Annotated in this window: 25 protein-coding genes and 5 tRNA genes; 6 read left to right on the top strand and 24 right to left on the bottom strand. The window is 32.1% G+C overall.

What is annotated here, in order from left to right; all coding sequences use genetic code 11:
• The first annotated feature begins 46 nt into the window (after positions 1–46).
• The 6 genes from FVE77_RS01110 to FVE77_RS01090 all read left to right on the top strand — a co-directional run bounded on the left by FVE77_RS01110 (position 47) and on the right by FVE77_RS01090 (position 4,213).
• Positions 47–517 (top strand): redoxin family protein, encoded by a 471-nt coding sequence (locus FVE77_RS01110; protein ID WP_006805643.1) that lies wholly within the window; start codon positions 47–49, stop codon positions 515–517.
• Positions 518–1,300: a response regulator transcription factor gene (locus tag FVE77_RS01105; protein WP_026745168.1), complete on the top strand. Its 783-nt coding sequence runs from the start codon at positions 518–520 to the stop codon at positions 1,298–1,300.
• The gene (locus FVE77_RS01100; protein WP_026745167.1) at positions 1,297–2,967 is read left to right on the top strand and encodes a sensor histidine kinase; all 1,671 of its coding nucleotides are present in this window, start codon (positions 1,297–1,299) and stop codon (positions 2,965–2,967) included. The genes FVE77_RS01105 and FVE77_RS01100 overlap by 4 nt, the downstream gene beginning before the upstream one ends.
• A gap of 478 nt (positions 2,968–3,445) precedes the next feature.
• Positions 3,446–3,622 (top strand): hypothetical protein, encoded by a 177-nt coding sequence (locus FVE77_RS12570; protein WP_026745166.1) that lies wholly within the window; start codon positions 3,446–3,448, stop codon positions 3,620–3,622.
• Positions 3,623–3,655: 33 nt separating this feature from the next.
• Positions 3,656–3,829 carry a hypothetical protein gene (locus FVE77_RS01095; RefSeq protein ID WP_036087369.1) on the top strand — a complete coding sequence of 58 codons (174 nt, stop codon included), beginning with the start codon at positions 3,656–3,658 and terminating at the stop codon, positions 3,827–3,829.
• 201 nt (positions 3,830–4,030) lie between these two features.
• Positions 4,031–4,213, top strand: coding sequence for a hypothetical protein (locus FVE77_RS01090; RefSeq protein WP_081690263.1), 183 nt, complete (start codon positions 4,031–4,033; stop codon positions 4,211–4,213).
• 76 nt (positions 4,214–4,289) lie between these two features.
• Here the strand turns inward: FVE77_RS01090 and upp are convergent, their stop codons facing one another.
• The 24 genes from upp to FVE77_RS00970 all read right to left on the bottom strand — a co-directional run bounded on the left by upp (position 4,290) and on the right by FVE77_RS00970 (position 26,551).
• On the bottom strand, positions 4,290–4,913 hold the full coding sequence (upp, locus tag FVE77_RS01085; RefSeq protein WP_026745164.1) for a uracil phosphoribosyltransferase: 624 nt from the start codon (positions 4,911–4,913) through the stop codon (positions 4,290–4,292).
• Positions 4,914–4,966: 53 nt separating this feature from the next.
• A complete protein-coding gene (locus FVE77_RS01080) occupies positions 4,967–5,263 on the bottom strand; it encodes a PG0541 family transporter-associated protein (protein ID WP_026745163.1) in 297 nt (98 codons plus the stop codon).
• 31 nt (positions 5,264–5,294) lie between these two features.
• Positions 5,295–8,360 carry an efflux RND transporter permease subunit gene (locus FVE77_RS01075; protein WP_026745162.1) on the bottom strand — a complete coding sequence of 1,022 codons (3,066 nt, stop codon included), beginning with the start codon at positions 8,358–8,360 and terminating at the stop codon, positions 5,295–5,297.
• A 134-nt stretch (positions 8,361–8,494) separates the two neighbouring features.
• Positions 8,495–9,610 (bottom strand): efflux RND transporter periplasmic adaptor subunit, encoded by a 1,116-nt coding sequence (locus FVE77_RS01070; protein ID WP_026745161.1) that lies wholly within the window; start codon positions 9,608–9,610, stop codon positions 8,495–8,497.
• Between the two features lie 36 nt (positions 9,611–9,646).
• Positions 9,647–10,921 carry a TolC family protein gene (locus tag FVE77_RS01065; protein WP_026745160.1) on the bottom strand — a complete coding sequence of 425 codons (1,275 nt, stop codon included), beginning with the start codon at positions 10,919–10,921 and terminating at the stop codon, positions 9,647–9,649.
• A 22-nt stretch (positions 10,922–10,943) separates the two neighbouring features.
• Positions 10,944–11,570 (bottom strand): TetR/AcrR family transcriptional regulator, encoded by a 627-nt coding sequence (locus FVE77_RS01060; protein WP_026745159.1) that lies wholly within the window; start codon positions 11,568–11,570, stop codon positions 10,944–10,946.
• Positions 11,571–11,750: 180 nt separating this feature from the next.
• Positions 11,751–12,422: a DUF1269 domain-containing protein gene (locus tag FVE77_RS01055; RefSeq protein WP_026745158.1), complete on the bottom strand. Its 672-nt coding sequence runs from the start codon at positions 12,420–12,422 to the stop codon at positions 11,751–11,753.
• A 70-nt stretch (positions 12,423–12,492) separates the two neighbouring features.
• Positions 12,493–14,136, bottom strand: a complete 1,644-nt coding sequence (locus FVE77_RS01050; protein ID WP_026745157.1) for an ABC1 kinase family protein — start codon at positions 14,134–14,136, stop codon at positions 12,493–12,495.
• An 18-nt stretch (positions 14,137–14,154) separates the two neighbouring features.
• Complete coding sequence (locus tag FVE77_RS01045; RefSeq protein WP_026745156.1) at positions 14,155–15,354, bottom strand: M50 family metallopeptidase; 1,200 nt, start codon at positions 15,352–15,354, stop codon at positions 14,155–14,157.
• A 116-nt stretch (positions 15,355–15,470) separates the two neighbouring features.
• A complete protein-coding gene (locus FVE77_RS01040) occupies positions 15,471–16,013 on the bottom strand; it encodes a cell division protein SepF (RefSeq protein ID WP_026745155.1) in 543 nt (180 codons plus the stop codon).
• 11 nt (positions 16,014–16,024) lie between these two features.
• Positions 16,025–16,708, bottom strand: a complete 684-nt coding sequence (locus FVE77_RS01035) for a YggS family pyridoxal phosphate-dependent enzyme (RefSeq protein WP_036087367.1) — start codon at positions 16,706–16,708, stop codon at positions 16,025–16,027.
• Between the two features lie 109 nt (positions 16,709–16,817).
• The gene (gene hemW, locus FVE77_RS01030) at positions 16,818–18,209 is read right to left on the bottom strand and encodes a radical SAM family heme chaperone HemW (protein ID WP_026745153.1); all 1,392 of its coding nucleotides are present in this window, start codon (positions 18,207–18,209) and stop codon (positions 16,818–16,820) included.
• A gap of 156 nt (positions 18,210–18,365) precedes the next feature.
• The gene (locus FVE77_RS01025; protein WP_026745152.1) at positions 18,366–20,084 is read right to left on the bottom strand and encodes a phospho-sugar mutase; all 1,719 of its coding nucleotides are present in this window, start codon (positions 20,082–20,084) and stop codon (positions 18,366–18,368) included.
• A gap of 299 nt (positions 20,085–20,383) precedes the next feature.
• Positions 20,384–21,568: an MFS transporter gene (locus tag FVE77_RS01020; RefSeq protein WP_026745151.1), complete on the bottom strand. Its 1,185-nt coding sequence runs from the start codon at positions 21,566–21,568 to the stop codon at positions 20,384–20,386.
• 232 nt (positions 21,569–21,800) lie between these two features.
• The gene (locus FVE77_RS01015) at positions 21,801–22,160 is read right to left on the bottom strand and encodes a YbaB/EbfC family nucleoid-associated protein (RefSeq protein ID WP_006805621.1); all 360 of its coding nucleotides are present in this window, start codon (positions 22,158–22,160) and stop codon (positions 21,801–21,803) included.
• A 67-nt stretch (positions 22,161–22,227) separates the two neighbouring features.
• Positions 22,228–22,312 (bottom strand) — tRNA-Tyr (locus FVE77_RS01010).
• A 23-nt stretch (positions 22,313–22,335) separates the two neighbouring features.
• Positions 22,336–22,411 (bottom strand) — tRNA-Thr (locus tag FVE77_RS01005).
• Positions 22,412–22,417: 6 nt separating this feature from the next.
• A tRNA-Asp gene (locus FVE77_RS01000) sits at positions 22,418–22,494 on the bottom strand.
• Between the two features lie 4 nt (positions 22,495–22,498).
• Positions 22,499–22,574: transfer RNA gene (locus FVE77_RS00995), tRNA-Val, on the bottom strand.
• Between the two features lie 44 nt (positions 22,575–22,618).
• Positions 22,619–22,693 (bottom strand) — tRNA-Glu (locus tag FVE77_RS00990).
• Positions 22,694–22,811: 118 nt separating this feature from the next.
• Positions 22,812–23,402, bottom strand: a complete 591-nt coding sequence (locus FVE77_RS00985) for an IMPACT family protein (protein ID WP_026745150.1) — start codon at positions 23,400–23,402, stop codon at positions 22,812–22,814.
• A gap of 197 nt (positions 23,403–23,599) precedes the next feature.
• Entirely contained in the window at positions 23,600–24,757 is a 1,158-nt protein-coding gene (locus tag FVE77_RS00980) for a hypothetical protein (RefSeq protein ID WP_026745149.1), read from the bottom strand.
• A 15-nt stretch (positions 24,758–24,772) separates the two neighbouring features.
• A complete protein-coding gene (locus FVE77_RS00975) occupies positions 24,773–25,654 on the bottom strand; it encodes a hypothetical protein (protein WP_026745148.1) in 882 nt (293 codons plus the stop codon).
• A gap of 132 nt (positions 25,655–25,786) precedes the next feature.
• Positions 25,787–26,551, bottom strand: coding sequence for a site-2 protease family protein (locus tag FVE77_RS00970; RefSeq protein ID WP_026745147.1), 765 nt, complete (start codon positions 26,549–26,551; stop codon positions 25,787–25,789).

The following is a 26,551-nucleotide window of genomic DNA, read 5'->3' as shown; positions in this document are numbered from 1 at the left end:
AAAAAATATTTTAAATTTGCTATAATACAGAAAGGAAGTAATTTTTATGAAAAAATTAATTGCGATAATTGCAACTATGTTAAGTTTTGGAGCGGTTTCATTTGGAAACACATTACAAGGGGTTCAGTTAAAGGACATTAATAATAAACCTGTTTCCCTTAACAAGTACAAAGGGAAGAAAATATATATTAAAATGTGGGCTTCATGGTGTCCTATCTGTCTTTCGGGATTAAGCGAAATTAATTCTTTGAGTGCAGATAAAAGTAAGAATTTTACAGTTATAACAATTGCTTCTCCAGGGCAAAAGGGAGAAAAACCTACAGCCAAATTTATTCAGTGGTACAAAGGGCTTAATTACAAAAATACTACTGTATTGCTGGATGAAAAGGGGGAAGTGCTAAAAAGGGCAAAAGTTTTGGGATATCCTTCAAACATTATACTGGATGGGAACTTGAATATTGTTAAAACTTTGCCGGGACATCTGACTGCTGCACAAATCAAAGGAGCTGTTAAATAAGTGTATAGTATTTTAATAATTGATGATGAACCGATTATAAGAAGAGGTATTAAAACCTTTATTGATTTTGAAAAATATAAGATAAGTGATGTTTATGAGGCAGAAGATGGTAATTCTGCCTTTAAGACTTTTTCAGAAGTCTTGCCCGACCTTGTCTTGCTGGATATAAATATTCCCTTTAAAAATGGGCTGACTCTTGCTGAGGAGATGAAGGAGCTGAAAAGTGATGTTAAAATAGCCATTATTTCTGGATACGACTATTTTGAATATGCTCAAAAGGCTTTAAAAATCGGAGTCGAAGACTATATTTTAAAACCTGTTTCCAAGACAGATATAAATGAGATAATTTCAAAACTTATCTATAAGCTGGAAGAAGATAAAAAATATAACGAAGCAAGAAAAATTATTAATAAAATTAGCCAAGCTGAGAAATCTGATAAAAATATTTCTCATAGCAAGTATAAAGATATTTTAACAAAAAAAATTGAAGAAAAATACAGTGATATTTCCTTTAACTTAAATTCTCTGGCTGACGAAATGAATTTGTCTTCCGGATATTTGAGTTCACTTTTTAAAAATTTGTTTGGTATTCCTTTTCAGGACTATTTGAATAATATACGGATGGAAAAGGCAAAGCTGCTGCTTTTGACAACAGATCTGAAAAATTATCAAATTGGGGAGCTTGTAGGAATGGAAAACTTTAATTATTTCAATTCAAAATTTAAAAAAACTTTTGGAATAACACCGAAAGAATTTAAGAAAAGTGTGTTGGAAAAACTATGAAATTAAAAAGAACTATGAAAAACTCGATGTTGCTTCAGCTGTTTTTTTATTATATTATTGGAAATCTTCTGTTTGTACTTTTTTTAAGCAGTATTTTTTACTATACTTCAAAGTACATCATAATGAACAAGGAAATTGAGTATACTAACGAAAATGTTATAAGTACATCCCGTTATATTACTCTTTATGCAGATAAATTGAAAAATATAATCAATCTCTTGTCTGTTGATGCCGATGTTAGAAATTTTTTAATATCAGGAAATGAAGATTCAAAAAAGAGCATTGAAAAAATGATTTATTCGATTCTTGATAGTAATAAAGGAATTAAAAATATTACTGTAATCGGAAAAAATGGTAACATTGTATCCAGTGATAAAAATAATGATATGAAAATATCAAAAAATATGATGAAGGAAAAATGGTATGTCGATGCTATAAACAATTCCGATATGCCCGTTTTTAATCCCAGCAGAAAAAATTCCACCTCCTCTATGAACTCAGCTCTCTGGTTTCTTTCAATCAGCCGGGACATAAAAAATTCAAGAGGAGAAAATCTTGGTGTTATTGTTTTTGACATTAAATATGAAATTCTTGAAAGATATTTAAATTCCATTTCTTTTGGAAAACAAATCGACAATATTATAGTAGACAAAAACAACAATATTATTTACTACAAAGATGTGAAATGCTTTGCTGATAAAAAGTGTCTTGCAAAATTTTCAGAAAAGAATAAAAATAAAGATACATACTTATACGAAACACAGATTGAAAATACAAACTGGAATTTAAGAAGCCTTGCAAACACAAATGACCTAGTTACCTTAAAGAAAAATTTTTCTCACATAGTTATTATCATTTTCCTAGTTTCATTAGCTTTTTCTTCCATTATTACATTTATCGTAATAACAAAGATTCTAAGGCCTTTAATAAAACTGGAAAATCATATGCAAAACTTTGAAAATAATCTACGGGAATTTCATTTAAGCGAAAAAACAGGCTATGAAGTTCAGAATCTTGTAGAACATTTTAATGTAATGGTTGAAAAAATAAAATATTTGCGAGAATATGAAATAAAGGCTCTGCACAGCCAGATTAATCCACATTTTCTGTATAATACGCTTGATACAATTATTTGGATGGCAGAATTTGAAGACAATGAAAAAGTAATCAGCATTACAAAATCACTTGCAAACTATTTTAGGCTTTCCCTTAGCAACGGTCACGAAAAAATACCGTTAAAAGATGAAATTATGCACACTAAAGAATATCTATTCATACAAAAGCAGAGATACGAAGACAAGCTTTCCTATTTTTTCAACATAGAAGATGAAAGCCTTCTTTCCATCGAAGTTCCAAAAATAATAATCCAGCCAATTGTAGAAAACTCCATCTATCACGGAATAAAAAACCTTTCTGGAAACGGAATCATCACAATAGATGTTTACAGAAAAAACAGCACTGTCAATATCTCAGTTAAAGACAACGGAATAGGCTTTGAAAAAGCCAAACAGTTCAAAAAAAGCAAGACAGGCGGTGTAGGATTTCAAAATGTCGATAAAAGAATAAAATTCTATTACGGCAAAAATTATGGCGTATTTATAAATAAAGACAGCAAAACCGAAGGAGCAGAAGTAGTTATAAAAATTCCTTTTAAATCAAGTTTGTAATTTATTCTTCTACTAAACTTCATTTAAAAAATAACAATAAAATCCTATAATAATTAATTTAATTCTTGTTAAAAAAATTCAAATCTAATTTTTAAGTATTCATCTTAAAGACTTTTATAATTTTATTTATAAATATTATGATTAATAATCGTTTTTTCTGTTTTTTATTCATTTTTTTGTAACGTAAGGGCATCAAACGCCATGCCCTTACAACCCCGCTTTACGCAAAACTTTCTTATAAAGGAAAAATAAAACTCGCTTCGTAAAACTACGCTCAGACAGTTATTTTTCCTTTAACGAAATTTTGCTTGTTTAATATTTTTAAAATTTAAGAACTCCTTTTAAAATCAAAAAAATTAAACTCTTATTTAAAAATAGTTTTTTATAATGTTATTCTAATTCCAAAAAAAAAAAAAAAAGACAATTATCATAAAAATATGTTATAATATAAAAAAAAGAAAATACGGAGATGATAAATATGAAAAAATTATTTTTGATTGTAATTCTTGCTCTGACTACAGTAAGTTGTGGTTTATTAGATCCCAAATTATGGGATGAAGCTCGTGAAAGAAGAGAAGAAAGAGGAAGAACATGTTATAGAAGATATGATGGTACCGTGTATTGTGAAGATAGGGACGGAAATAGAGTTTATTAACAAATTATTTTTAACTGATTGGAGTTGATTGATTTGAAAAAATTGATATTGATTACTGTTTTGGGAATAGCTGTGGTTAGTTGCAGTCTACTTGATAATGAAGCGTATCAGGAAATGAAAAGGGAGAGAGCTGAAAGAGGAGTGAAATGTTATAGATATAGTGGCGGATATGTGCATTGTGAAGATAGAGATGAAAATCGTTATTAATAAATCATTATGTGAAGAAGTGGAATTTTTGAGATTCTGCTTCTTTTTTGCTTTAGAAGAAAAGAAAAAATTATTATTATACTAAATCTCGGTTAAATAAGAAATTTATTACAAACTTTTCTAATAAAGAATAACAACTCAATATTTTTAAATAATTAAAATATAATTTTTACTCTTTAAAATCCGTCGGAGCATTTTTCTGTGCTGACAAAACTGTTTGAGTATAGCGAGTTTTTTGTCAGTGCAGAAAAATGTCGTAGACTAGCCATAGGTTATTGCGTAGCAATCTTGCCAAAAATTTTGATTACTGGGATAAATCTTTATTGCAAGGTAAGGATTTGCGGCAATGAGCAATCCTACAGAAATAAAAAAGAAAAAACATAGTAATATAGAAAATCAAAATATACAAAAAATACCCTAATTGTTTTAATTAGAGCATTTTCCTAAAAAATCCATTTTATTATTTTGTTCCAAATATTCTATCTCCCGCATCTCCCAAACCTGGATAGATATACGCATTTTGATTAAGTCCATCATCAATTGCCGCAATGTACAAATCTACATCAGGATGTTTTTCAGTAAATTTCTTTATTCCTTCAGGAGCTCCAATAATGCTTAATACTGTTATATTTTTTACACCCCTGTCTTTTAGATAATCAATTGTGTAAATCATTGAACCTCCTGTTGCAAGCATTGGATCTACTACGAAAACTTGACTTCCGACAACGTTTGTTGGCATTTTTGCGTAATAGTAGACTGGCTCTAAGGTTTCTTCGTTTCTGTAAACTCCCAGATGACCTACTTTTGCGTTTGGAAGAAGCTGCAATATTCCATCTATCATTCCAAGTCCTGCTCTTAGTATGGGAACTAATGTTATTGGTTTATCCAGAACTTTTGTAGTGGTTTTCTGAATAGGAGTTTCTGTTTCAATCTCCTTGAGCGGCAAATGTTTTGTTGCTTCATAAACCATAAGTCCTGCTATTTCGTTTAAGCTTTCCCTAAAAAGTTTAGTGTCTGTATCTTTATTTCTCAAATTTGAAAGTTTATGTTCAATTAGTGGATGTTTCAATTCAAAAACTGCCATTAATAATCACTCCGTTCTTTTTTATACTCAAACTATTTTTTTATTCATATTTTTTACAAAATAATATCATCTACTGGTAAAAGTGCCGCTCCCATTGAGATTGACTTTCCTAAATCGATTTTCATAATTTTAATAAGCCGCATAATTTCCTTTGCCTGGTCATCTTCCAGATACGTTACAAGAACGCTGTCAGTTCCGGGCCAGACGTGGCTGTTAAAATGTTTTAACGTTTTGCTCCAACGGCTGTAAACTTGTGGAATTATTGTATATTGCTCAATTCCATATTCACGCATTTCCTCCTTTATTTTATCCATAAAGTAGGAATCAAAATATATTTCTACCCTCTTCAAGAAAACACCTCCTTTTCTTTAAAGTTTATTATTATTTATTTTGCGATCTTTCAGCCATTTTTTTAGCTTTTTTTGCTTCTTCTTTTGCTTTTTGCCTTTTTTCTTTTCTTTCTTCAACTATAGAATAAGCCACAGGTATAAAGAATAATGTCAGCAATGTACAGAATGAAAGTCCAAACATAACTGCTACCGCCATTCCTTGATAATAACCCGAACTTCCCTTGCTTGAAAATACCATTGGAATCCATCCAAGCACCGTTGTAAGTGTTGTCATAAGTATCGGACGAAGCCGTGAACTTGCCGCTTCCACAAGAGCCTCTCGAATTTCCATCCCTTTTTGCCGCAAACTCGATACGAAATCCAGTAATACAATCGCATTATTAACCGCCATACCAAATAGCATAAGAATACCAATCATAACAAACATGCTCAGCTGTATTCTTGTTACAGCCAGTCCAAACATTACTCCAATCATCGACAATGGCAACGCCAACATCATTATTATCGGTAAAATAAATGATTCTAGCTGTACTGCCAGTACGACGTAAATAAGTGCGACTGAAATCATAAGGGCATTCATAATTTCTCCGCCCATTTCCTTCTGGCTTTGAGCATTTCCTGCTGGAGCTATTTTATATCCTATAGCTGGATTTGTTTTTTTGAATGATTCATTTACAAATTTTGATGCATCATTCAAACCTTTTGATTTATCCAAATTTGCTCCTACTGTTACAATTTGAGAACCATTGTAAGTTTCTATAGAGGCTGCACCTTCCACCTGTTTCATTGTGGCGATGTCTCCTAGTCTTACAAATTGTCCTCCATTTGTTTTTATCATTATATTCAGTATTTTGTCAAGTGAATTTTTATACTGCTCTTCAAATTCCATATAAACTTTTAATGTTTCTGTGTTTTCAGTAATTTCTATCGGATCTACTCCCAATACAGTCTGATTTAACATTCTAGTTATGTCTGTAACACTTAGTCCATAACTTTCTGCTTTCACTCTGTTTACTTCAAGCTGTGCCTGAGGGTATCCACCTTCTGATGATGATTTTACATCTTTAAACCATGTCTGCCGCTTCATATCTGCCATAATCGCATTGGCAATTCTGTTGATTTCTTCTGCATTATCCCCTTCCACTTGGAATGAATAATCTTTTGAAACAGAACGTCCTCCAGCTTTTGACGGAGAAACAGCAATTGTAACATTTGGAATATCGCTCATTTTTTGACGCATTCTTTCCATTGCTTTCATCGTGTCTTTTTTTACATCGACATTGACTATTGCCGCCTGAGCATTTACTATAGTAGTATAATTTTTTGTAGCAGGATCTTCTTTTACAATCTGTTCCATCTGCTTAGAAATTTCGTGTGCCACTTCTACATCTAGTCCTGTCGAAAGCTGTGCTACTACCGAATACTCATCATTGTCAATCGCTGGGAAAAATCCTGTTTTTACAGTTTTTCCAAGTCCAAAAACAACTACAAAAAATAGTACAATTACTCCGATTATAACTGCTTTTCTATGTTCCAAAGCCTGCTTTACAAGCTCTTTATATTTATCTCTAAACGCATTAAATCTATGTGCTTTCCCTGCCGCTCCTGATATTTTTTCAATATTTAAGAAAAGGCTTGATGCCATTGGAATAAAGAGCATTGCTACAACAATCGAAGTTGACAGTGCGAACATCATTGAGAGCGAAATTCCCGCAAATACTTCCCTTGCAAACCCTGGAAATAATACAATTGGCAAAAATACGCAAACTGATGTTGCCGTTGAAGCGATCATTGGAACTATTACTTCATTTGTTCCACGTACCGCCGCAACAAGTGCTGGCTCTTTATTAATCTGAATGTGATCAAATATGTTATCTAGCGTAACGACCGCATTATCAACCAGTGATCCTATCGCAAGTGCAAGACCCATAAGCGAAATTAAGTTTAGTGAGATTCCTTGTGTATTTAAAAGGAAGAAAGTAAATGCAGCAGATATTGGAATTGACATTCCAACTACAAGCGAGGCTCTTAAATCCTTTAGGAACACCAATAAGACAATCACTGTTATTACTAATGCCTGTAAACCATTATTTGTTACATTGGAAATCGCATCTTTTACCCTTATGCTGTTATCAACTATTATTTCATACTTTGAACCCGATGGAAATAACGGTTTCATATTTTCCAATTCTTTTTTTGCAATATTTGCAATTTCAACTAGATTTCCATCCTTACTTTTTTGAATTACAACAGAAACCATGTCTTGACCGTCATATTTTGAATAAGATGTCTTATCTTTAGTTCCATATTCAACATTAGCAATGTCACTTAATCTTACTGTCTGATTATCATTGTTTGAAATAATGATGTTCTGTATCTGTTCTAGCTGTTTTAATTCTCCATCAACCCTTAGAATAAATTCTTTTGAACCATCCTTTACTGTTCCACCTGGCACAATTGTGTGAGCCGCTTTAATTTTAGTATATATTTCACTTGGAGATAAATTGTATGCCTGCAGTTTATACGGATCCAGTTTTACTTTTATCTGCCTTGTGGCATTACCAAATACCGATATATTTCCGACTCCCCTATTTCTTTTCAGTCTTGGCTCCAGCGTTTCTTCTATAAATGAAGTGATTGTCGATTCATCTGCTCCTCTTATCGCAATCATCATCGCCATATCTGAATTTCCCCCAGCTGTATTCAATTTTGAAACTACTGGATCATTAGCATCAGACGGCAGATCCTGTTTTATTTTGTCAATTTCAGACTGGATCTGTACTTGCTTTATATCCGTATCTGTACCGAAGTTAAATTCTACCATTACACTTGAATTTCCATAAGTTGAACTTGTAGAAATATTTTTAATACCGTCAACATTAAGTGCCGCATCTTCTATTTTTTTTGAAATTTGAGTCTTAACATCCTCGGAAGCCGCTCCAGTCCAAGTCGTATTAACAGCTACTAGCGGAAAGTTAAAGTCTGGTATCAATTCTTGCTTCATTGACCGCATAGCTACAACACCTGAAAAAACCATGAATATCAGTATCATAGTTGTAGAAACGACCCTTTTCGTTGCGAAATCTGCTACTGTCATTTTTTCATTTCTCCTTAATCTTTTTGCTTTATAAAACAGCCAAACAAATTCAGAAAGTATAAAATTTTCAAAATCTGCCTGACTGATTATATTTAAAATATTAATTTTCTATTTTTAGAGTTAAAATCAATAATTTACTGTACTTTTCTAACGGTTTCGTTAGCCTGTACAACATTTTGTCCATCTATTATAAGTTCTGCACCTGCAGTAAGACCATTTCCAGTAACTGCCGCCATTTCCTGATTTTGATTTGTAATTTTTATTGGTATTGCGATTGCTTTACCATTTTGAACTATATAGACCACTTGTTCCACTCCTCTTACAACAATGGCTTTTTTAGGAATTATTAATCCATTTTCTGCTCCAGTGTCTATGCTTGCTGTTCCATACATTCCGCTTTTTAGCCTTCTTTCAGGATTAGGAATTTTGATTTTTACAATAAACTGTCTTGTTGCCGAATTTGCCGCGGCTGACGCTTCATATACTGTTCCTGCCAGCTCTTCCCCTTGCAGCTCATCAATTTTTACTTTCGCCTGTGTTCCTACATGGATTTTATTTATTACTTCTGGTGAAACTCCCACTTCCAGCTGCATTTCCGATTCATTTACCACAGTAAACAAGGCACTTCCAGCTGATGTTTGCTGATGGAGTTCCAGCTTCATATTTGCAATAGTTCCCGTTGTGTTTGTCTTTATTACAGATTTTCTATTTGTGTCATTTGCCGAATCCAGTGCTGCCCGTGCTGAGCTTAGGCTGTTTTTTGAGGCATTTAACTGGGCTCTTGCAGCATCATAATTAGTTTTTGCCTTTAAATAATCTGTTTCAGTTACTAGCCTTTTATTATAAAGCATACTGTATTTTTCATAATTTATTCTAGCTTCTTCAAGTGCGGCGGCGGCTGAACTGATGTTTGATGAGGCTGTATTTACATTTGAAGCTGCGCTTGCAACATTTGATCTTGCAGCCTGATTGTCAATTGATACAATTACCTGCCCTGCTCTTACACTATCCCCATTTTTTGCATTTATTACAACTATTTCTCCAGAAGAAGTCGCTGTATAGGGAACTTCCTCTATACCTTTCAAAGTTCCGCTCGCTGTATAGCCCAAAGAAATTGAGTTTTGTCCAATAACTTGCACTTTTACTGGTCTTGCATTATTTACTGCAGCCTGTTTCTTCTTTCCGCAAGATATAGCAAACATCGCAAGTATTGCCAATGCCGCTACAATTTTTTTATTATATAATTTCATTGTTTATTTCCTCCTGTTTTCATATTTTAAATCCGATTAATCAAGAAAAGCTCCATATTGTGATACAAGATAGTAGTATTTAAGTCTTGAAGTTGCATAATTTACACGGCTCTGGCGTAATTTTGCCTCTGCATCAAGTAAATTATTCATTGTTATCAAGTTATAGTTGTATCTTTCTTTTTCCAGTTCGTACGTTTCTTCTGCACTTTCCACTGCAATTTTCAATGCTTCCAGACTTTTTTCAAGCGCTTGCAGCTTATAATATGTTTTTCTCATATTCGCCTTAACCTGCTCCAATGTCTGCTCTGATTTTACTTCTGCAATTTCTTCAGTTTTTTTAGCATATTTTACATCTTCTTTTCTTTTGCCCCAGTCAAAAATATTCCAAGTAAATGTCACTCCAGCAGCCGATGAAAAATCCTTCACTTCAAATACATCCTTTAATTTATTTCTCGAACCTAATGCCCCGTAATTTACAGTTCCATTAATTGTTGGAAAAAAACTGGCTCTTTCCAGTTTTGTATTTTTTCTGCTTATATCAATTTGTTTTTGTGCAATTTTATACTCAGTATTTTGTGTTGTTAATTTTTCCATATCCTTTTTCAAATCAATTGTCTTGGTAAAATTGTCTTCCACTCCAAACGGCACTATTTCAATGCTGCTCGGATTTGGCACTCCAATTAATATTCCCAAAGATTCTTTTGCTATTTCAATATTTCCTTGCTGTTCTACAATTTGCGCTTCCATAGCCTTTAGACTTCTTTCTGCTTCTTTGTATTCAGGCTGTGTAACCATTCTCAAGTTATATTTTTCAGTCTGAATTTTATAATTCTCATCCAATGCTTCCTTTGATTTTTGCAGTACTCCAAGCGTACTGACTGCCTCATATACGTCAATATATGCCTGAACAGTACTTAATACTGTATCTTTCTTTGTTTTATCCAATTTCAGCTCAGTTAATTTTAAGTTGTCTTTGCTTATTTCATTTCCTAATTTTAGTTTCCCGCCTGTGAAAAGCGGCTGTGAGAGTGATAGATATTGCTGGTACGCTTCCCCTGTCTTTTTCGAAATAATATTTTTAAAATAAGCATTTGCCGAAGCATTATAGCTTACTGTAAAAAATCTCTGTTTCCAGCTTCTGCTTACATCAATTTGCCCTCTATCCATTTCTAACATTCCTATTTTTATGTCTTTGTTGTTTTTTACCGCCATTTCAGCGGCTTCCTGAATTGTTATTTTTTGTGCAAAATTGGGAATTGCCATTAATAACAGCAATATTGACACTGCTATTTTATTTCTGTTTTTTTCCATTTTCCCTTCTTCCTTCCTGAACTTATTTTAACGCATTATTTATAAATTTTATTATTTCCTTCAATGAATTTTCGACTTTTCTTGTATTTTGGATATTAATCAGGTCATCATCTTTCATCTTTTCCAAATTTTTCAAGACAAATTCATCATATAAAAATTCCTCTATTGAAATTAATATAAATTCTGATATAACATCTGTATTATATTTATTGCCATTTTTACTGTTAAATTTTTCAACAATATTTATTTTTATAAAATCAGTTGATTTTTCCTGCAGTTCTTGAAAGAATATCCTTAATTTTGGATCAATTAAATATTTCTCGACTGCTCTTAGCTTCATATTATTCAAAATTTTAACAGCATAATTCATTTTAGCTTTTACGTAATCTTCTAAAACTTTTTTTGGCGTTTGATTAACATTTATATTTTCAAGATTTTCAATTATTTCCTTTTTTATTTTTTCTAAAACTTCATAAAGCAGCTCTTCCTTAGTTGCAAAATATGTATAAAAGCTTCCTTTAGATATTCCTAGGTCCTTCGTAATATCCTCAACTTTAGTTTCCTCATATCCATTTTTTGCAAACAGTTCCCACGCCTTATCTATTATTTTTTTTCTTTTCTGACTTCTTGCACCCTTCTTCTTTTCCAAGTATCTCCCACCTAACAAATAAAATTGACCTGTAAGTCATTTTTATATAATATACTGTTTTTTCTATTTTGTCAATTATTTTTGCACTAAAAAATAAATTAAAATTTTTCAATAAAAAAACATAAATTTGCTTTCCTTGTAAATTAAAAACAGGGATAAAATTTTCTATCCCTGCCTTCTTTAATTCTTAAATTTATTTTTCAAGTCCAGTACAAATTTTGTCAAATCTTCTGTAAACGCTTCTGCGTTAGCTTTTATCTTTTCTGAAAAATCAGCTAAATTTTCTTTTACTTCTTTTGACTTGCTTTCAAATTTGTCTTTTAATTCCTTGTATTCAATATCTGTTTTCAGTTTGGATTCGTATTCTCTTGCAAATTCCAGGTCCTTTTGAACAACTTTGGCATCTTTTCGCAGGATTGTTTCAGGATTGTATTTATTCAAAAAATTATCCAGTTCTGTATTCCCTGATTCGGAAGTTAGTAAAATCAATGCATAATGGTTATTTACAAGGTGTTTTGAAACATCTTCAAATATGCTTATTATTTTCTTGTCAGCCTTTTCACCTTGGCTTTCACCTATCATAGCTCCTACTGCTCCGCCAAAAATAACTCCCAACGGACCTCCGATAATTCCAACAAGGCCCCCAAGAAGCCCTCCATTTAAAAATCCTATATTTCCATTTGCATTTACTTCAAAACCATCCTTGAAACTCAGCTTATCGTCTTCCTTTCTTACAACTGCAGCCTGAGTAATTACATAATTTTCCCCTGAATATTTTGTCTTTATGTCAGCCAGAGCCTCAAATGCGCTTAGCTGATTTTCAAATGTTGCTAATAAAACATTATTTTCCATGGCAACTCTCCTTTATTTTTTAAATTGACTAATTATAGTCCTGAAAAAGTAGTTTTTATTTTGTCATCGCTTATTTTTTACTTTTTAAAAACAAATTCAGACCCATTATTCCCGCAATAACAAAGCCTAGCAGCCCTAATCCAGAAATTCCAAAGATTTTTGGCGGAATGTTTGCTAGAGCTAGTATTGATGAACCCACAAATATTGATGAAATAATAATTGCTAGTACTAATTGCTCAAAAGTCTTTTGAAATTTCTCAAAACCAATTATTTCGTGCTTATGTTTTAATTCATTTTTTTGAATTTTTTCCAAAATATTTTTTAAATCTGTAGGTAAAGTTAGCCAGTTATCAGAAAATGTTTCCAATTTTTCTGTTCCCTTTTTAAAAATATTTACTGGATTCATCCGCTCTCTTGCTATTTTATCCATATATGGTTGCATAATTCTTGTTATATTAAGACTTGGATCCAAATGCCGTCCAATTCCTTCAATTTGACCAATTCCCTTTACTAGCAGGTAAATATCTTCAGAAAGCAGAATCTGGTTATCACTGAATATTTTCCTTGCTTTTTCAAAAATCGTAACAATGTCTATGCTTTCCAATGAATTTCCATCCACCATTTCAATTAATCCGTAAAGTTCACGTTCAAACTTTCTTTCATCCGCAACTTCAAATTTTATCGCCAGTTTTCGTATAGTTTCAATCATTTTTTTTACATCTTTTTTCAATGAATAAATAATCAAATTTATTAAAAGTTCCCGCTCATTCGGATAAAGCCTTCCCATTGCACCAAAATCAATAAATACAATTTGCCCATTTTCCTTTATAAAAATATTGCCAGGATGGGGATCAGCATGAAAAAATCCATGTTTTAAAAACTGTACCAAATACAAATCAAGTCCAGTTCTTGCAACTTCTTCAGGTTTTTTCCCTATTTCTGCTATTTTTTCCTTATCAGTAATTTTAAAGCCTTCTATCATTTCCATTGTGAGAATATGGTCATTGGAAAGATGTTTATACACAATTGGAACATGAATTCTCTTATCTTCCTTAAAATTGTTTGCAAAACGCTGTATATTACGAAGCTCGTTGCTAAGTGAAAGCTCCTCATTCAGCATTTTTTCAAAACTTTCCACAATATCTCCAATATTCATTTTTTTCATGTCCTCATAATATTTTTCCAAAGTTTTTGCAAGGCTTTTCATAATTTCCAAATCCACTTCAACTACAGGCTTTATATTTTCTCTCTGAATCTTTACAACAACTTTTTCCCCATTTTTTAATTTTCCTCTAAACACCTGCCCTATCGAAGCTGATGCCATTGGCTCTTCTTCTATTTCATCAAAATAGTCATCCACTTCAATCCCAAGTTCAAGATTCATCTTTTCCCTTACATCAACTTTTTCAACTTCCACATTGTCTTGCAGTTTCTGAAGCTGTACAATCAGATCCTCAGGCAAAATATCCTTCCGGTTGCTTAGCATCTGCCCAAATTTCACATAAACAGGCCCCAGCTCCTCTATCGCCATTCTTATTCTCTCGTAAAAGGTACAGGCATTTATTTCATCAATCTTGTCGCTGTATTTCCTTTTTATATTTCCAGGAAGATACTTTTCCAGCTCGCCTCTTTTGAACAATTCATCAAATCCATATTGAACAATCGCTGAAGAAAGTTTCACAAGTCTTTTTGTCTTCTGTATAAAATCTACCACTTTAGTTCATTTCCCCTTCTATTGAAAATATTTTGTAACATCAAAAAATACAATAACCAACATTAATACAAGCAAAAATATCATTCCAATCATGTGTATTTTTTCCTCTATTTTTTTATTTACTTTTATTCCGAAAAATTCAGGAATGACAAATATCAGTCTTCCTCCATCAAGTGCTGGAATAGGTAGCAAATTCATAATTCCAATATTTATTGAAATGAGAATAAATATCCCAAGCAACGCAAAAAATCCGCCTTGTCCGTAAGCCTGCCCAACAATCTTTGGCAGTCCAACAGGTCCTGTCATTTCCTTCATTGCCACTTTTCCAGTTACAAGCATTCTCACACCATCAAGTGTCAGTTTAAAATAGTCCCGAAATAATACAAAACTCATTTTTATTCTTTCATTAATATTCGTCTTTTGCGGTAAAACCTGTATTCCAAGTAAATTTGCCTTCGCTTCTTTATTATACGTCAATTTCACATTTTCTGTAATTTCCTTATCATTTCTCAAAATTTTCAAGCTTACATCTTCATCTTTATAATTTTGACTAATTTTCAAAACTTTTTCCGATATTTCCACCCAGTTTGACACATTTTCTCCATTAACTGCCAAAATTCTATCGTTTACTCTCAATTTCTCCTTTGCTCTGGAATCTGCCTGAATTTCTCCAACAACTGGCGCCGTATATTTTATAGGCATCACTCCTGTTATTGAAAGCATCACAAATAAGGCAATCAAGGCAGAAATAAAGTTCATCATAACTCCTGCAATAAGTACAACAAAACGGCTAAACGGCGACTTCGCAAAAAATCCATTTTTCTGAATATTTTCCTGCTTTTTCAATTCCTTTTCCACATTCTCGTCCAGCCTTTTCGACACTTCATTGACAAATTCTTCGCTTTCAATTTCATCAGATTTTTCAGTTAACCCTTTTTCATTTCTCAGTTCCTCAATAATCTCATCAGTTCTTTCTTTCTTAAACCTTTCTAAATCAAAATTTTCAGGCTGCATCCCTTCTATATTAACAAATCCTCCAAGAGGAAGAACCCTAATCGAATAAACCGTTTCCCCTCTCCTCACTGAAAAAATCCTAGGCCCCATCCCAATAGCAAACTCCGAAACAGGCATCCCAAAATATTTAGCTGTAGCAAAATGACCCAATTCGTGCAAAAATACTATTACCCCTAAAATTACTATTGTAAAAATTATTTCCATTTATCTATTCTCCCATTTTCTTATTTTTTATTCCTAAAATAAATTATTAAAAAATACTGCTTTAAATGAGAAAAACCCATAAAAAGCAGCTAAATTCCAAAATTAACTTATTTGTATTATAATAAGTTACTGTCCCTTGATTCTTCTCCTAATGAAGCATCAATATCTTCATAGTCGATTCCAACTGGAATAGAAGTCAAAACTTTATCAGTAACCTTTGAAAGGTGTGCATTCATTGCATAAGCAGCTCCACTCACAAAATCTATTACTCTTTGTCCCACTTCATATTCTAAAAATTCCAAACTGAATGTTACAACTTTATTTTCTTTTATTGCATCAGCAATTAATCTCGAATCTTCAAAAACTTTTGGTCTGATAATCGAAACATAGCTCACTTTTGACGACGCCATTTTTGTAATTTCCTCCTTTTTTCCTACTCCAAAAAGACTTCCAATGCCTTTTTTCTCTTCTGGTTGTTTTTCTTGTTCAACTCGATTTACTGCTGGTTTTGGTTGAACTTTTGCCTGTTGAGTTTGTGCTGGCTGTTGTTCTACTGCCACTTCTTTTCTTTCATCATTTGACAATTCTTCAGATAACTCATCGTCATCATCTTCAATATCATCGCCAAAAAATTCCATTATTTTTCTTTTAAGTCCCAAAGTATAACCTCCTATTCAAATAACTTACTTCCTATTCTAATTATAGTAGCCCCATTTTTCAAGGCTTCTACATAATCATTCGACATTCCCATAGAAATCTCAGTAACATAATCATGCTGCTTCTGGTATTCTTCTTTTAGTTTTCTCATATTTAAAAAATAATCATTTATTTCAGACTCACTTGCCTCAAATGGTGCCATGGTCATAAAACCTATTATTTTTACATTACTCATAGAAAAATACTTTTCGCTATCTTTTTTAAAATCTTCAATGTAAACTCCTGTTTTGGACTCTTCTTTTGAAACATTAACTTGAATTAATCCATTTATAATTCTGTCATTTTCAATAGCTTTTTTATTTATTTCATCTAAAAGTTCATAAGAATCAATCGAATGTATTAAATTCACACTATTAATTATATACTTTATTTTATTTTTTTGCAACCTTCCAATAAAATCCCATTTGATATTTTTATATTTCTCATCTGAAAATTCACTTAGCTTGTCCCGATAAAGCTGAGCCCTATTTTCGCCAAAGTAATCATACCCCATCTCAATCAGAGCCTTGTGTTCTTCTACATCAAAATACTTACTTACAAATAAAATTTTAACTTTTTCAGGGTATGGAGAATATTTTTTTATATCTTCTAAAATTTTTTCATAGTTCTGTTGAATTTTTATACTATCGAGTTTCATTTTTGCTCCTTATTATTTTTTGACTTGCTTTGTAATTGATTAATTCCTATTTATTTTCTATAAGTACAAATATGATATTTTTCACAGTTACACTATTATAACCTTTTTTTCAAATAAATTCAACAAATACATCATTTGCCAGCAACATTCCTCTTTTTGTTAAACGAAGCCTTATTTCATAAGTCTTTTCTGCCATTTTTTCATTAAATGATTCATTATTTTTGACTTTATTTTTTATTTCTTTTTCTTTTGTATCAATAAATTTTTCAATTTTTTGTTCTTTTTTTTCAGAAAGATCCGCTTTTTTCACAATAAATTTTTCCAATAATCCATTTTTTATAAGTTTTTCAACTCTCTTATCCTCAAAATACCCAATTCCCTCCTGAATCAGCCTTAACCCCAGCATTCTGCTCAACTTTTCCCTTTCAATTTTATCCACAATTTCAATTGTATTTTCATCAATCGGCAATTCTTTATTATCTAGAAATTTATAATATTTATTAAATGTACGAACATTGCTATAGCGATTTTCTCCATAATAAGCCGCTGCACTCATCCCAGCACCAATAAACTTCCTATTTCTCCAATATTTCAGATTATGCCTTCCTCCATTTTTCTGCCTTTCCTTAATCATCTCAAAGCTTTCTATATTTTGAAATATTTCATTTTTCAATGTTTCTTCATTGTTTTTAATTTCTGAAAAATTTTGAAAATCTATTCTCTTTTCTGAATTACAATTTTTGTTAATATTTCTATTTTCCTCAAAATTTTCATCAATTCGTGCAAAATTTGATATTTCATAATGGCAGTACCCATTTTCATTAAAAAATTCAATAATCATCTCATACATCTGAGCTTCCACATCCTGATCAATTTCTGACAGAATACCCTTTTGCAACTTGCTCCAGAAAACAGTCCCTTCTTCCCATATAAGCGAATAAATTGAAACATTTTCAGGCTTTAATTCTTTCAAAATATTCAAATCCTTCTGCAAATCCTCAATACTTTGATTAGGAATTCCAAACATCAAATCTACGGTAATATTGTTAAATCCAGCTTTTCTAGCCATTTTGTACACATTTACCGCATCATCTGAACTATGCTGCCTTCCAATAAAGTCCAGAACATGATTCTGAAAGCTCTGTATCCCAATACTCAGCCTGTTTATGCCAATTTCCCGAATTTCCTTCAATTTTTCCAAAGTCATGTCAGTCGGATTCAATTCCAAAGTAATCTCCGCATTCCCAGTCCAGTCCAATTCATCCATTATTTCCTTTATCATTCCAACTGGCAATAACGAGGGCGTTCCCCCACCAAAATAAATCGTATCATACTTAAACTTTGGGTACATTCTAATTTCCTTAATTAAATAATCTACATATTTTCTATATTCCTTCTCCATTCTCACAAACGTGCAAAAATCGCAGTACTCACATTTCTTGTCACAAAACGGAATATGAATATATATTGCATCAACATCTTTTTCTTTTATTTCTATCATTTTTCACAAGTTCTCTCTAAAAGTTTTTATAATTACAGTCAATCTGCTTTAAAAATTAGAATTAAGCAAGTCTGAAACAAAAAAGATCAGAAAAAACTGAACTTCCGCCAAAAATTGGACATTTAGTTTAAGTAATCTTCTGATCTCTTTAAAAAATTATAATCCTAAAAATTTTGAAAATTCTTCCATTGTTTTATCAAGTTTTGCTTTTACATTTTCATTTGAATCTGCATTTACACTAAAATAGAATTTGATTTTTGGCTCTGTTCCAGATGGACGGGCTGTAATGTAAGTGTTGTCTTCAAGAACAAATTGTAAAACGTTTTCTTTTGGTAATTTTATTTCAGTTTCTGCTCCTGTTTCCAAGTTGTATTCCTTATGTGAAAAGAAATCACGTTTAATTTTAATCTTTTTACCAATCAACTGGTCTTTTACATTTTCTCTCAAATTAGTCATAAGAGCAGCCATTTGTTCAATCCCATCTTTTCCTTTAAGGGTTACAGATTTTATTCCTTCTAGATAATATCCAAATTCTTTATATAATTTTTGCAATTCTTCGTAAATTGAACTTCCGATTGAATCATAGTAAGTAGCCATTTCAGCGATTACCATTGAAGTTACTAGTGCATCCTTATCTCTTGCATGTGTTCCAATCAAATATCCGTAACTTTCCTCAAATCCAAATAAATATGTTCCATCCAGTTCCTTATTTTCAAATTGTCTAATTTTTTCTCCAATATATTTAAATCCTGTCAATGTTTTCATAACTCCAACATTTTTTGAAGGTGCAACTACATCAATCATCGGTGTAGAAACAACTGTTGTTATAACTTTTGCATTTGCAGGAATGTCTTTCTTATTATTTAGAAGATATTGCAGTAACAATAATCCAACTTGGTTTCCATTTGGATAATACCATTCATTTTTATCATCTTTTACAGCAATACCAATTCTATCAGCATCGGGATCGTTTGCCATAACTAATTTTGCACCAATTTCATCAGCCAGTTTTACTCCAAGCTTAAATGCCGCTTTTTCTTCAGGATTTGCATAAACTACTGTAGGAAAGTTCCCGTCTGGCTCAATTTGTTCCTTCACAACTTCAAAATTGTACCCAAAATCAGATAAAATACGTTTCATTGGACGTCCACCAGTTCCATGAAGTGGAGTGTAAACTATTTTAAAGTTTTCTTTTCCTGGAATATCTGTTTTTAAAGTTTGTGTTTTTATTGCATCTAAATAATCATCATCAATTTTTCCATCCAATTGGATAATTAATCCTTTTTCTCTTCCTTCTGCTTCAGAAATTACTTTAATTTCTTCAAGAGTCTGAATTTTATTAACTTCAGCAACAATAGAAGGGGCATGCGGATCTACCACTTGCGCTCCATCATCCCAGTAAACCTTGTATCCGTTGTATTCCACAGGGTTATGCGAAGCAGTTACAACGATTCCAGCCATAGTTCCTTTATATCTTACTCCAAATGATAATTCAGGAGTAGAACGTAAATCTTCATAAATATATGCCTTAATTCCATTGGCAGCCATAACTCTCGCTGTATTCAGGGCATATTCCCTTGAACCAATTCTACAGTCGTGAGCAATAATAATACCTTTTTCTTTTGCCAACTTTTCATCAAAACTTAACATATAATTTGCAAGCCCTTGAGTCGCTTTTCTAATTACATATTTGTTAATTCTGTTAGTTCCAATCCCACGAACACCTCTAATTCCACCTGTTCCAAAGCTCAAATCCTTAAAAAATCTGTCTTCAATTTCCTTATCATTTCCAGCCAGACTTCTCAATTCTTCCTTATCCTTTTCATCAACAGCTTCTGAATTTAACCAGTATTCGTATTTTTTCATATATTCCATGGCACGCCTCCTAAAAAATTTTTATTTAAACAGTTTTAATTAACGATATTTCTTAGTTTAATTTGCAAAATATTTCTATTCTATATTAATTTTACCACATTTATTGAAATATACAAATTATTTTTAAAAAATTTTTTAAATTTTCCATCATCTAAAATTATGTTACTTATATTTAGGTACGGCTTAAGGTCTGAAATCTGCAATATTTTAAATTTTATAAACTGAACCATAATAAAATCAATATTTATTCATTCTAAAAATCATAATTGTTCTTCTTAATTACTCAATCCACACTGTTTCTACTTATTTAATCTTGCAAAATTCGAGTATAAAATCAATATCAGCACCAGCGTCATTACCCCGATATTCACAGCAAATGGCAAAAATGGGTTAAATGCCAGCAAATGCCCTGATAACAGCGAACCTATAGCAGTTCCAAGCGAACCCACTGCAGATGCCACTCCCAGTATCTTCCCCTGATTTTCCTTATATCTCTGAGCAATAATAGTATTTCCAAGCGAACGTACAATCTCGTACGTCATTGTATAAAGAGCCATCAAAAGATACGGAGTTACACCAAATTTAACTCTAAACAAAATCACTGCCATCAATATTATTCCAACAAAAATAAAAAATTTATAAATACTTTTTTCTTTAAACTTTTTTAATAATTTCCCCAGCAAAAATGCAGTTCCAAAAAAGGCAAGCAATGAGGAACACATAACAAAAGTTCCAATTGTATCAGAAGAAACTTTTTTATAAAATTTCAAAAAATAGTTTAAAGCACTTCCATAAGAATAAATTCCTATTCCTGAAAGCAAAATTACAAGACAGAAAAACTTGGAATATCCATCTAATTCCTTAATATATCTAAAAGTTGCAAATGGGTTTAAGTCCTTTTTATTTTTTTCTTCTTCTAATTTATTATCTTTTTTCACTATTTCCTTCATAATCAGCAAAATAATTATTGAAACAATACTTCCACCAATAAACTGTAATGCAAATGAAAATCGTGGATCATTCATAGCAGTTGCGGCATATCCCCCTATTTTCTGTCCAATTGCTCCGCCAATTACAGTAGCAGAACTTACTTTGGCAATATTCTTAGCCTTTTCTTCTTTTTCAGACAGCTGACTCACATATCCAAATGCCACAGCAAATGTTCCCCCCGAAGCAAATCCCGAAATCATCCGTGCTAAAAATATAAGTGGCAAATTCGTTCCAAATCCAAATATAAGCTGTGACATTCCATAACAAAATGGCATAAACACAAATATCCTCTTCATCCCAACTCTATCCGCCAAAGCTCCCAAATAAGGCGAAGAAATAAACATAGCCGTACTCATGAACGCCAGCAGTTCTCCCGAAATACTTTTCTTCCATCCTCTCAGTTCAATTAGTGCAGGCGTAGCAGGATGCCCTAAATTATAAACAATAATACATAAAAACATCAATACTATCATCCTATTTATATTTTTTTTCATTTTTCCATCTCCTTTCCTTTTAAATATTTATGTTAATTCTAATACTATTTCCTGTTTAAATAGCGAATGTTTAATAAATTTTGAATTACATGCTATTTGGCAAGAAATTAAAACTTTTATCCTCAACCTAGTTTCTATTTTATAATGGGATTTAGTATAAATAATTCTGAAAAAACAAAAAACCAGACATTACTCTGGTTTTTATAAAAATATTTATTCAAAATCTCTAATTTTAGAATAATCCTGGTATACTTACTCCACCAGTAACTACTTCCATTTCTTTTTCAGCCATTTCTTCAGCTTTATCCAAGATTTCATTTACTGCATTTACAATTAAGTCTGAAACAATTGTTGCATCATTTTCATCAATTGCATCTTTTAATACATCCAATGAAATTGATAAATCTACAATTTTTTTCTGTCCGTTTGCTTTTACAGTAATTCCTCCACCAGCAACAGATGTTTCTACAAATTTATCCTTTAATCCTTCTTGGATTTTTAACATCTCTTGTTGCATTACTTGAGCTTGCTTGATTATATCCTGCTGATTTCCACCAGATTTGTTTCCTGCTCCTTTTATTTTTCTAACCATAGCTGATAATTCCTCCTACGAATTATGATTTAATATTTATAACAATTTTTATTTTTATAAAAAAAAATGGTGGAGAGGGAAGGATTCGAACCTTCGAAGGCTGAGCCGGCAGATTTACAGTCTGATCCCTTTGGCCACTCGGGAACCTCTCCACAACATTCTAAATTTTAAATAGTGGTGCCGCTTGTCGGACTCGAACCAACCACCTACTGATTACAAGTCAGTTGCTCTACCAGATGAGCTAAAGCGGCATTAAATGGCGGAAGTGACGAGACTCGAACTCGCGACATCTTGCGTGACAGGCAAGCACTCTAACCAACTGAGCTACACCTCCATAATGGTGGTCACAATTGGGATCGAACCAATGACCCCCTGCTTGTAAGGCAGGTGCTCTCCCAGCTGAGCTATGCGACCATAAATATTCACCATTTAATATTTTAATTATTCAGTTTTAAATTTGGTACGGCCTAGGGGGATCGAACCCCTGTTACCGGGATGAAAACCCGAGGTCCTAACCACTAGACGAAGGCCGCACATTCATTCCCTTATTTGTTATTATTACTAACAGACAAGAAACATAATATCATATTTGAGTTTATTTGTCAACAACTTTTTTAAAAAAAATTCAATTTCGTCAAAATTATTTACTTTTTACATTTTTATTACAATAATTTTCTGCAAGCTGTTTAATTCCTTTTCAATTTCATCATTTGCCGATATCTTCATTGTTACCCTGTTTGAATAATTTTTTTCCAATATTTCTATTCCGAATTTTTGACTATTTCCGTTTAGAAATGCCTCCATTTCTGAAGTATATTCATAGTCATAATCCAAAATGAAAATGGATTTTTCCACATATTCTGTAATTTCTGCCTCATTGACAGCTAATTTCGCAGTTTTTGCATAATTTCTTATAAGTCCGCCTGCCCCCAGCTTTATTCCTCCAAAATATCTTGTTGCAACTATTGCCACATTATACACATCTAAAATGTTAAGTATTTCCGCCATTGGTTTTCCCGCTGTATTGCTCGGCTCTCCATCATCATTGTACTTGAAATATTCCTGTCCATTTTCCATTACTCTGTAAAGAGGCACATTGTGAGTTGCGTTTGGATGCATTTGTTTTATTGAATCAATAAACTTTTCAGCTTCAGCTACTGTCGAAACTGGCTTAATATAGCCAATAAATTTTGATTTTTTTTCTTCAAATTCAATGATTGTTTCTTTTTTTACTGTTTTCAAGCTTCTCCTCCTTTCGTTCTATAAATTTAAAATGATATTATTATGTTATCATAAAAATAAAACTCAGACAACCTATTTTTGCAATTAAGTTCATCTGAGTTTCTATAATTTCTTATTGAGTTACTGTCTTTATCTGCACATATCCTTCCAGCTGCTTAAATTTATTAGTTTTAATTCCGACTCTTATACAGCAGGAATTAGCTTTTTATATGATTTTTATTTTGAGTCTTCCCAGCCTTCTCCTTTTCCTTTTTTCTCTCATTTTCTAAAACTTCATCCAGCAGCTTAATTACCCTTGTGTTTTCAAAGTCTTTCCGATATTTTCCTATTACGTTATCGTCAGCAATGGAAAGCATTTGTGCGACCGCAAGATACAATGCCAGCTCCGACTGTTCGTTAAAATAAACGTCTTCATAGCTCACATCTTTTGTTGAAACATTATCAAGATAATATTTTACAGCATTCTCTATCCCATAGTTCATCATGTTTTGAGCTATTTTTACTTCTGCAATTTTTAATTTAAACCCTCTTATATAGTCATCCGGGATACCAAATTCCTTCTGATTTTTTGCTATTTTAAAATAGTCGATTATACGTTGATATTTATTAATTTCATTTTTCTGGCTTTCCAGAGTTTCCTTTCCGTTATCCAGAATTTCCTTTACATTCTGAATATAAGTACGATTATCGTCTATATCAGCCTCTTCAGGTTGCAAATCGTCTGCATCGTCCTTATTCTGGATTATTCCCTTCTTGTCATCGTATAAAAATCCACCAGGCAAATCATTTGCTTCTCCTGTGGCGTTCTCTCCTTCCCCTGCAAAAAATTCATCCAGCGTATCAATAAACATTACCATGTCCAGATTATTTTCCAGCATATCTATCAGTTCCATTGCAACTGAACCTTTATAACGTTTTTTTAGAAGATTATAATACAATTTTGCATTTTTTTCATCGCCCTTTAACTTGTAGTAAGTAAACTCATTTGACAGCTTGTCAAACGGTGTTGAATATGGAGCGATTTTATTCATGTATTCTCTTGCCTTCTTAAAGTCCTTTTTTTCACCTACCATATAAGCTCCGACAAGAACTGCGCCTAACGTTTCATTTCTTTCATCTTTTCCATAAATTTCCTTCAACTTTAAAAAGTTGTCATTTTCCTGTCCATCTTCAGTAAAAAAGGTTTTTTCATCCCTGATGTCATACTGAAATTTTATTGTTTCATCAATAACATCCTGTCTTATTCCAATTTTTGAAAGCCTGTCCTGTATAAGTTCTGCCCTTGTGTATGCTGGCAATTCGGTATTTACGGCAAAAAATAACGGCAATGACAATGATACAAACAATCTTTTCATAAATTCCTCCTATTTTTAATTTACCATTTTTGACAAGAAGTCCCTGTCCTTTTCAGTTTCCTTTTGAATTTTTTTAGCAATCCAAGTATCTTCCAGCTTTGCCCCATTGCTTATTTTTAACAAATCTTCCTTTATTTCCTCGTTCATTATTACAACGTTAAAATAGAGTATAACTTCGGCACGAAGATTATAATTGCGTATTTCTTCACTGACATCATCATTCGCAATATTATTGAGATATTCTGCAACAGCCTGTTTCACTTCCCCCCTGTCAAAGTTGCTCCGTATCTTATTTAAATAATAAGTCAGCTTCATAAGATAATATTCCTCGTCAGAAACTCCAACTTTTTTTCTTTCGCTTTCACTTTTCAGTAAATTTAGCACTTTTTCCGTGAGCCGCTGCTTTTCGTTAAAATCTCTTGCGACAAAAATTTTTGACAAAGCTATTATAACCGGATCATTGTACTTTTTAGGAATTTCATTCATATATTTTTCAAAATCCGACATATTTCCCTTGTCAAGGGAATACATCATCTTTGAAAAGGTTTTCGTATATTCATAAGGAGTATATTTTACAAACAAATCAAGATATTTTTTATAATCTCCGCTTATTTTTGATTCAAAAATAGTAATCAGAGCCTGCGCAGCTATATAATTCCTCTCATCTTTCTGAAGCAGCTTTTCAAGTTTTGCCACTCTTTCACGAATAATTTTTTCATCATTTTCAAAATATTCTGTATCCCGTATTTCATAATCCAACGCTATCGTTTCATCAATTAAAGCCTGCTTCACTCCAAGCTTTGACAAGGTTTCCTGAATTTTTTCCTTCTGAGTAAAACCGTATATCCCAAAATTTATCATTAAAAATATTCCAAAAATCAAAAATAATTTTCTCATCCTTACCACGTCCTTAAAATTTTGATAAAAACACTTTTTCCATTATTTAAACTTATCTCCTAAATTATGATACTATATTATATCCTATATTTCTGATTTTCAAAATATTTTTTTGAATTTTCTTATAATTTTTTAAAAAGTTAAGCCAATGTCTATTCCCGCAAGTTTTAAAAAAAATTTTACAATTTCTATAAATCCACGTGTTAAAGCAGGACCCTCTAAATAAACTACTACAAAAATAATCAAAATTCCATATCTTTCAATTTTATTATAAAATTCCCTAATTCTATACCCTGAAAGTGAATATACTATCCTACCCCCGTCTAGCGGTGTTATTGGTATCAAGTTAAATAGTCCTAACAAAAGATTTATTAAATAAATATAAAGCAGGATTGTCATAAAAATATTATCAATATCCAGATATTTACCTCCAAATTTCAGCAATATAAGTGAAGTTCCCGCAAGAATAAAATTTACCACTATTCCAGCGATTGCAACACAAAATAGCCCAAGCCGATGTGGTCTTAAATTGTGAAAATTAACTGGAACAGGCTTTGCCCAGCCCACCAAAAATTTAAATCCGCTCAAAAGTATAAGCATTGGGAGGATTATTCCTGTCAAATCAATATGTTTAAGAGGATTCAGAGTAATTCTTCCCTCTCTTTTGGCAGTATCATCGCCAAATTTATATGCCACATATCCATGTGCCACCTCATGAAGGGTCATTGATATTACAAAAACCACAAGTGAAATTATCGTATCTCCTGAAATTTCCACAGCAAAAAAAATTCTTGCAATAAAATAAATAATAATTGCAACAATAATCCCCAGTTTTATTTCTGAATATTTGGGATTTAAGACCTTAAACCTGTTATAATAATTTTTTACTATTTTCAC

This window comes from Leptotrichia hofstadii, from assembly GCF_007990525.1.
Taxonomy (GTDB): Bacteria; Fusobacteriota; Fusobacteriia; order Fusobacteriales; family Leptotrichiaceae; genus Leptotrichia; species Leptotrichia hofstadii.
The sequence above is the reverse complement of the archived record's forward strand: the minus strand, read 5'-3'. Positions and strand labels throughout refer to the sequence as shown.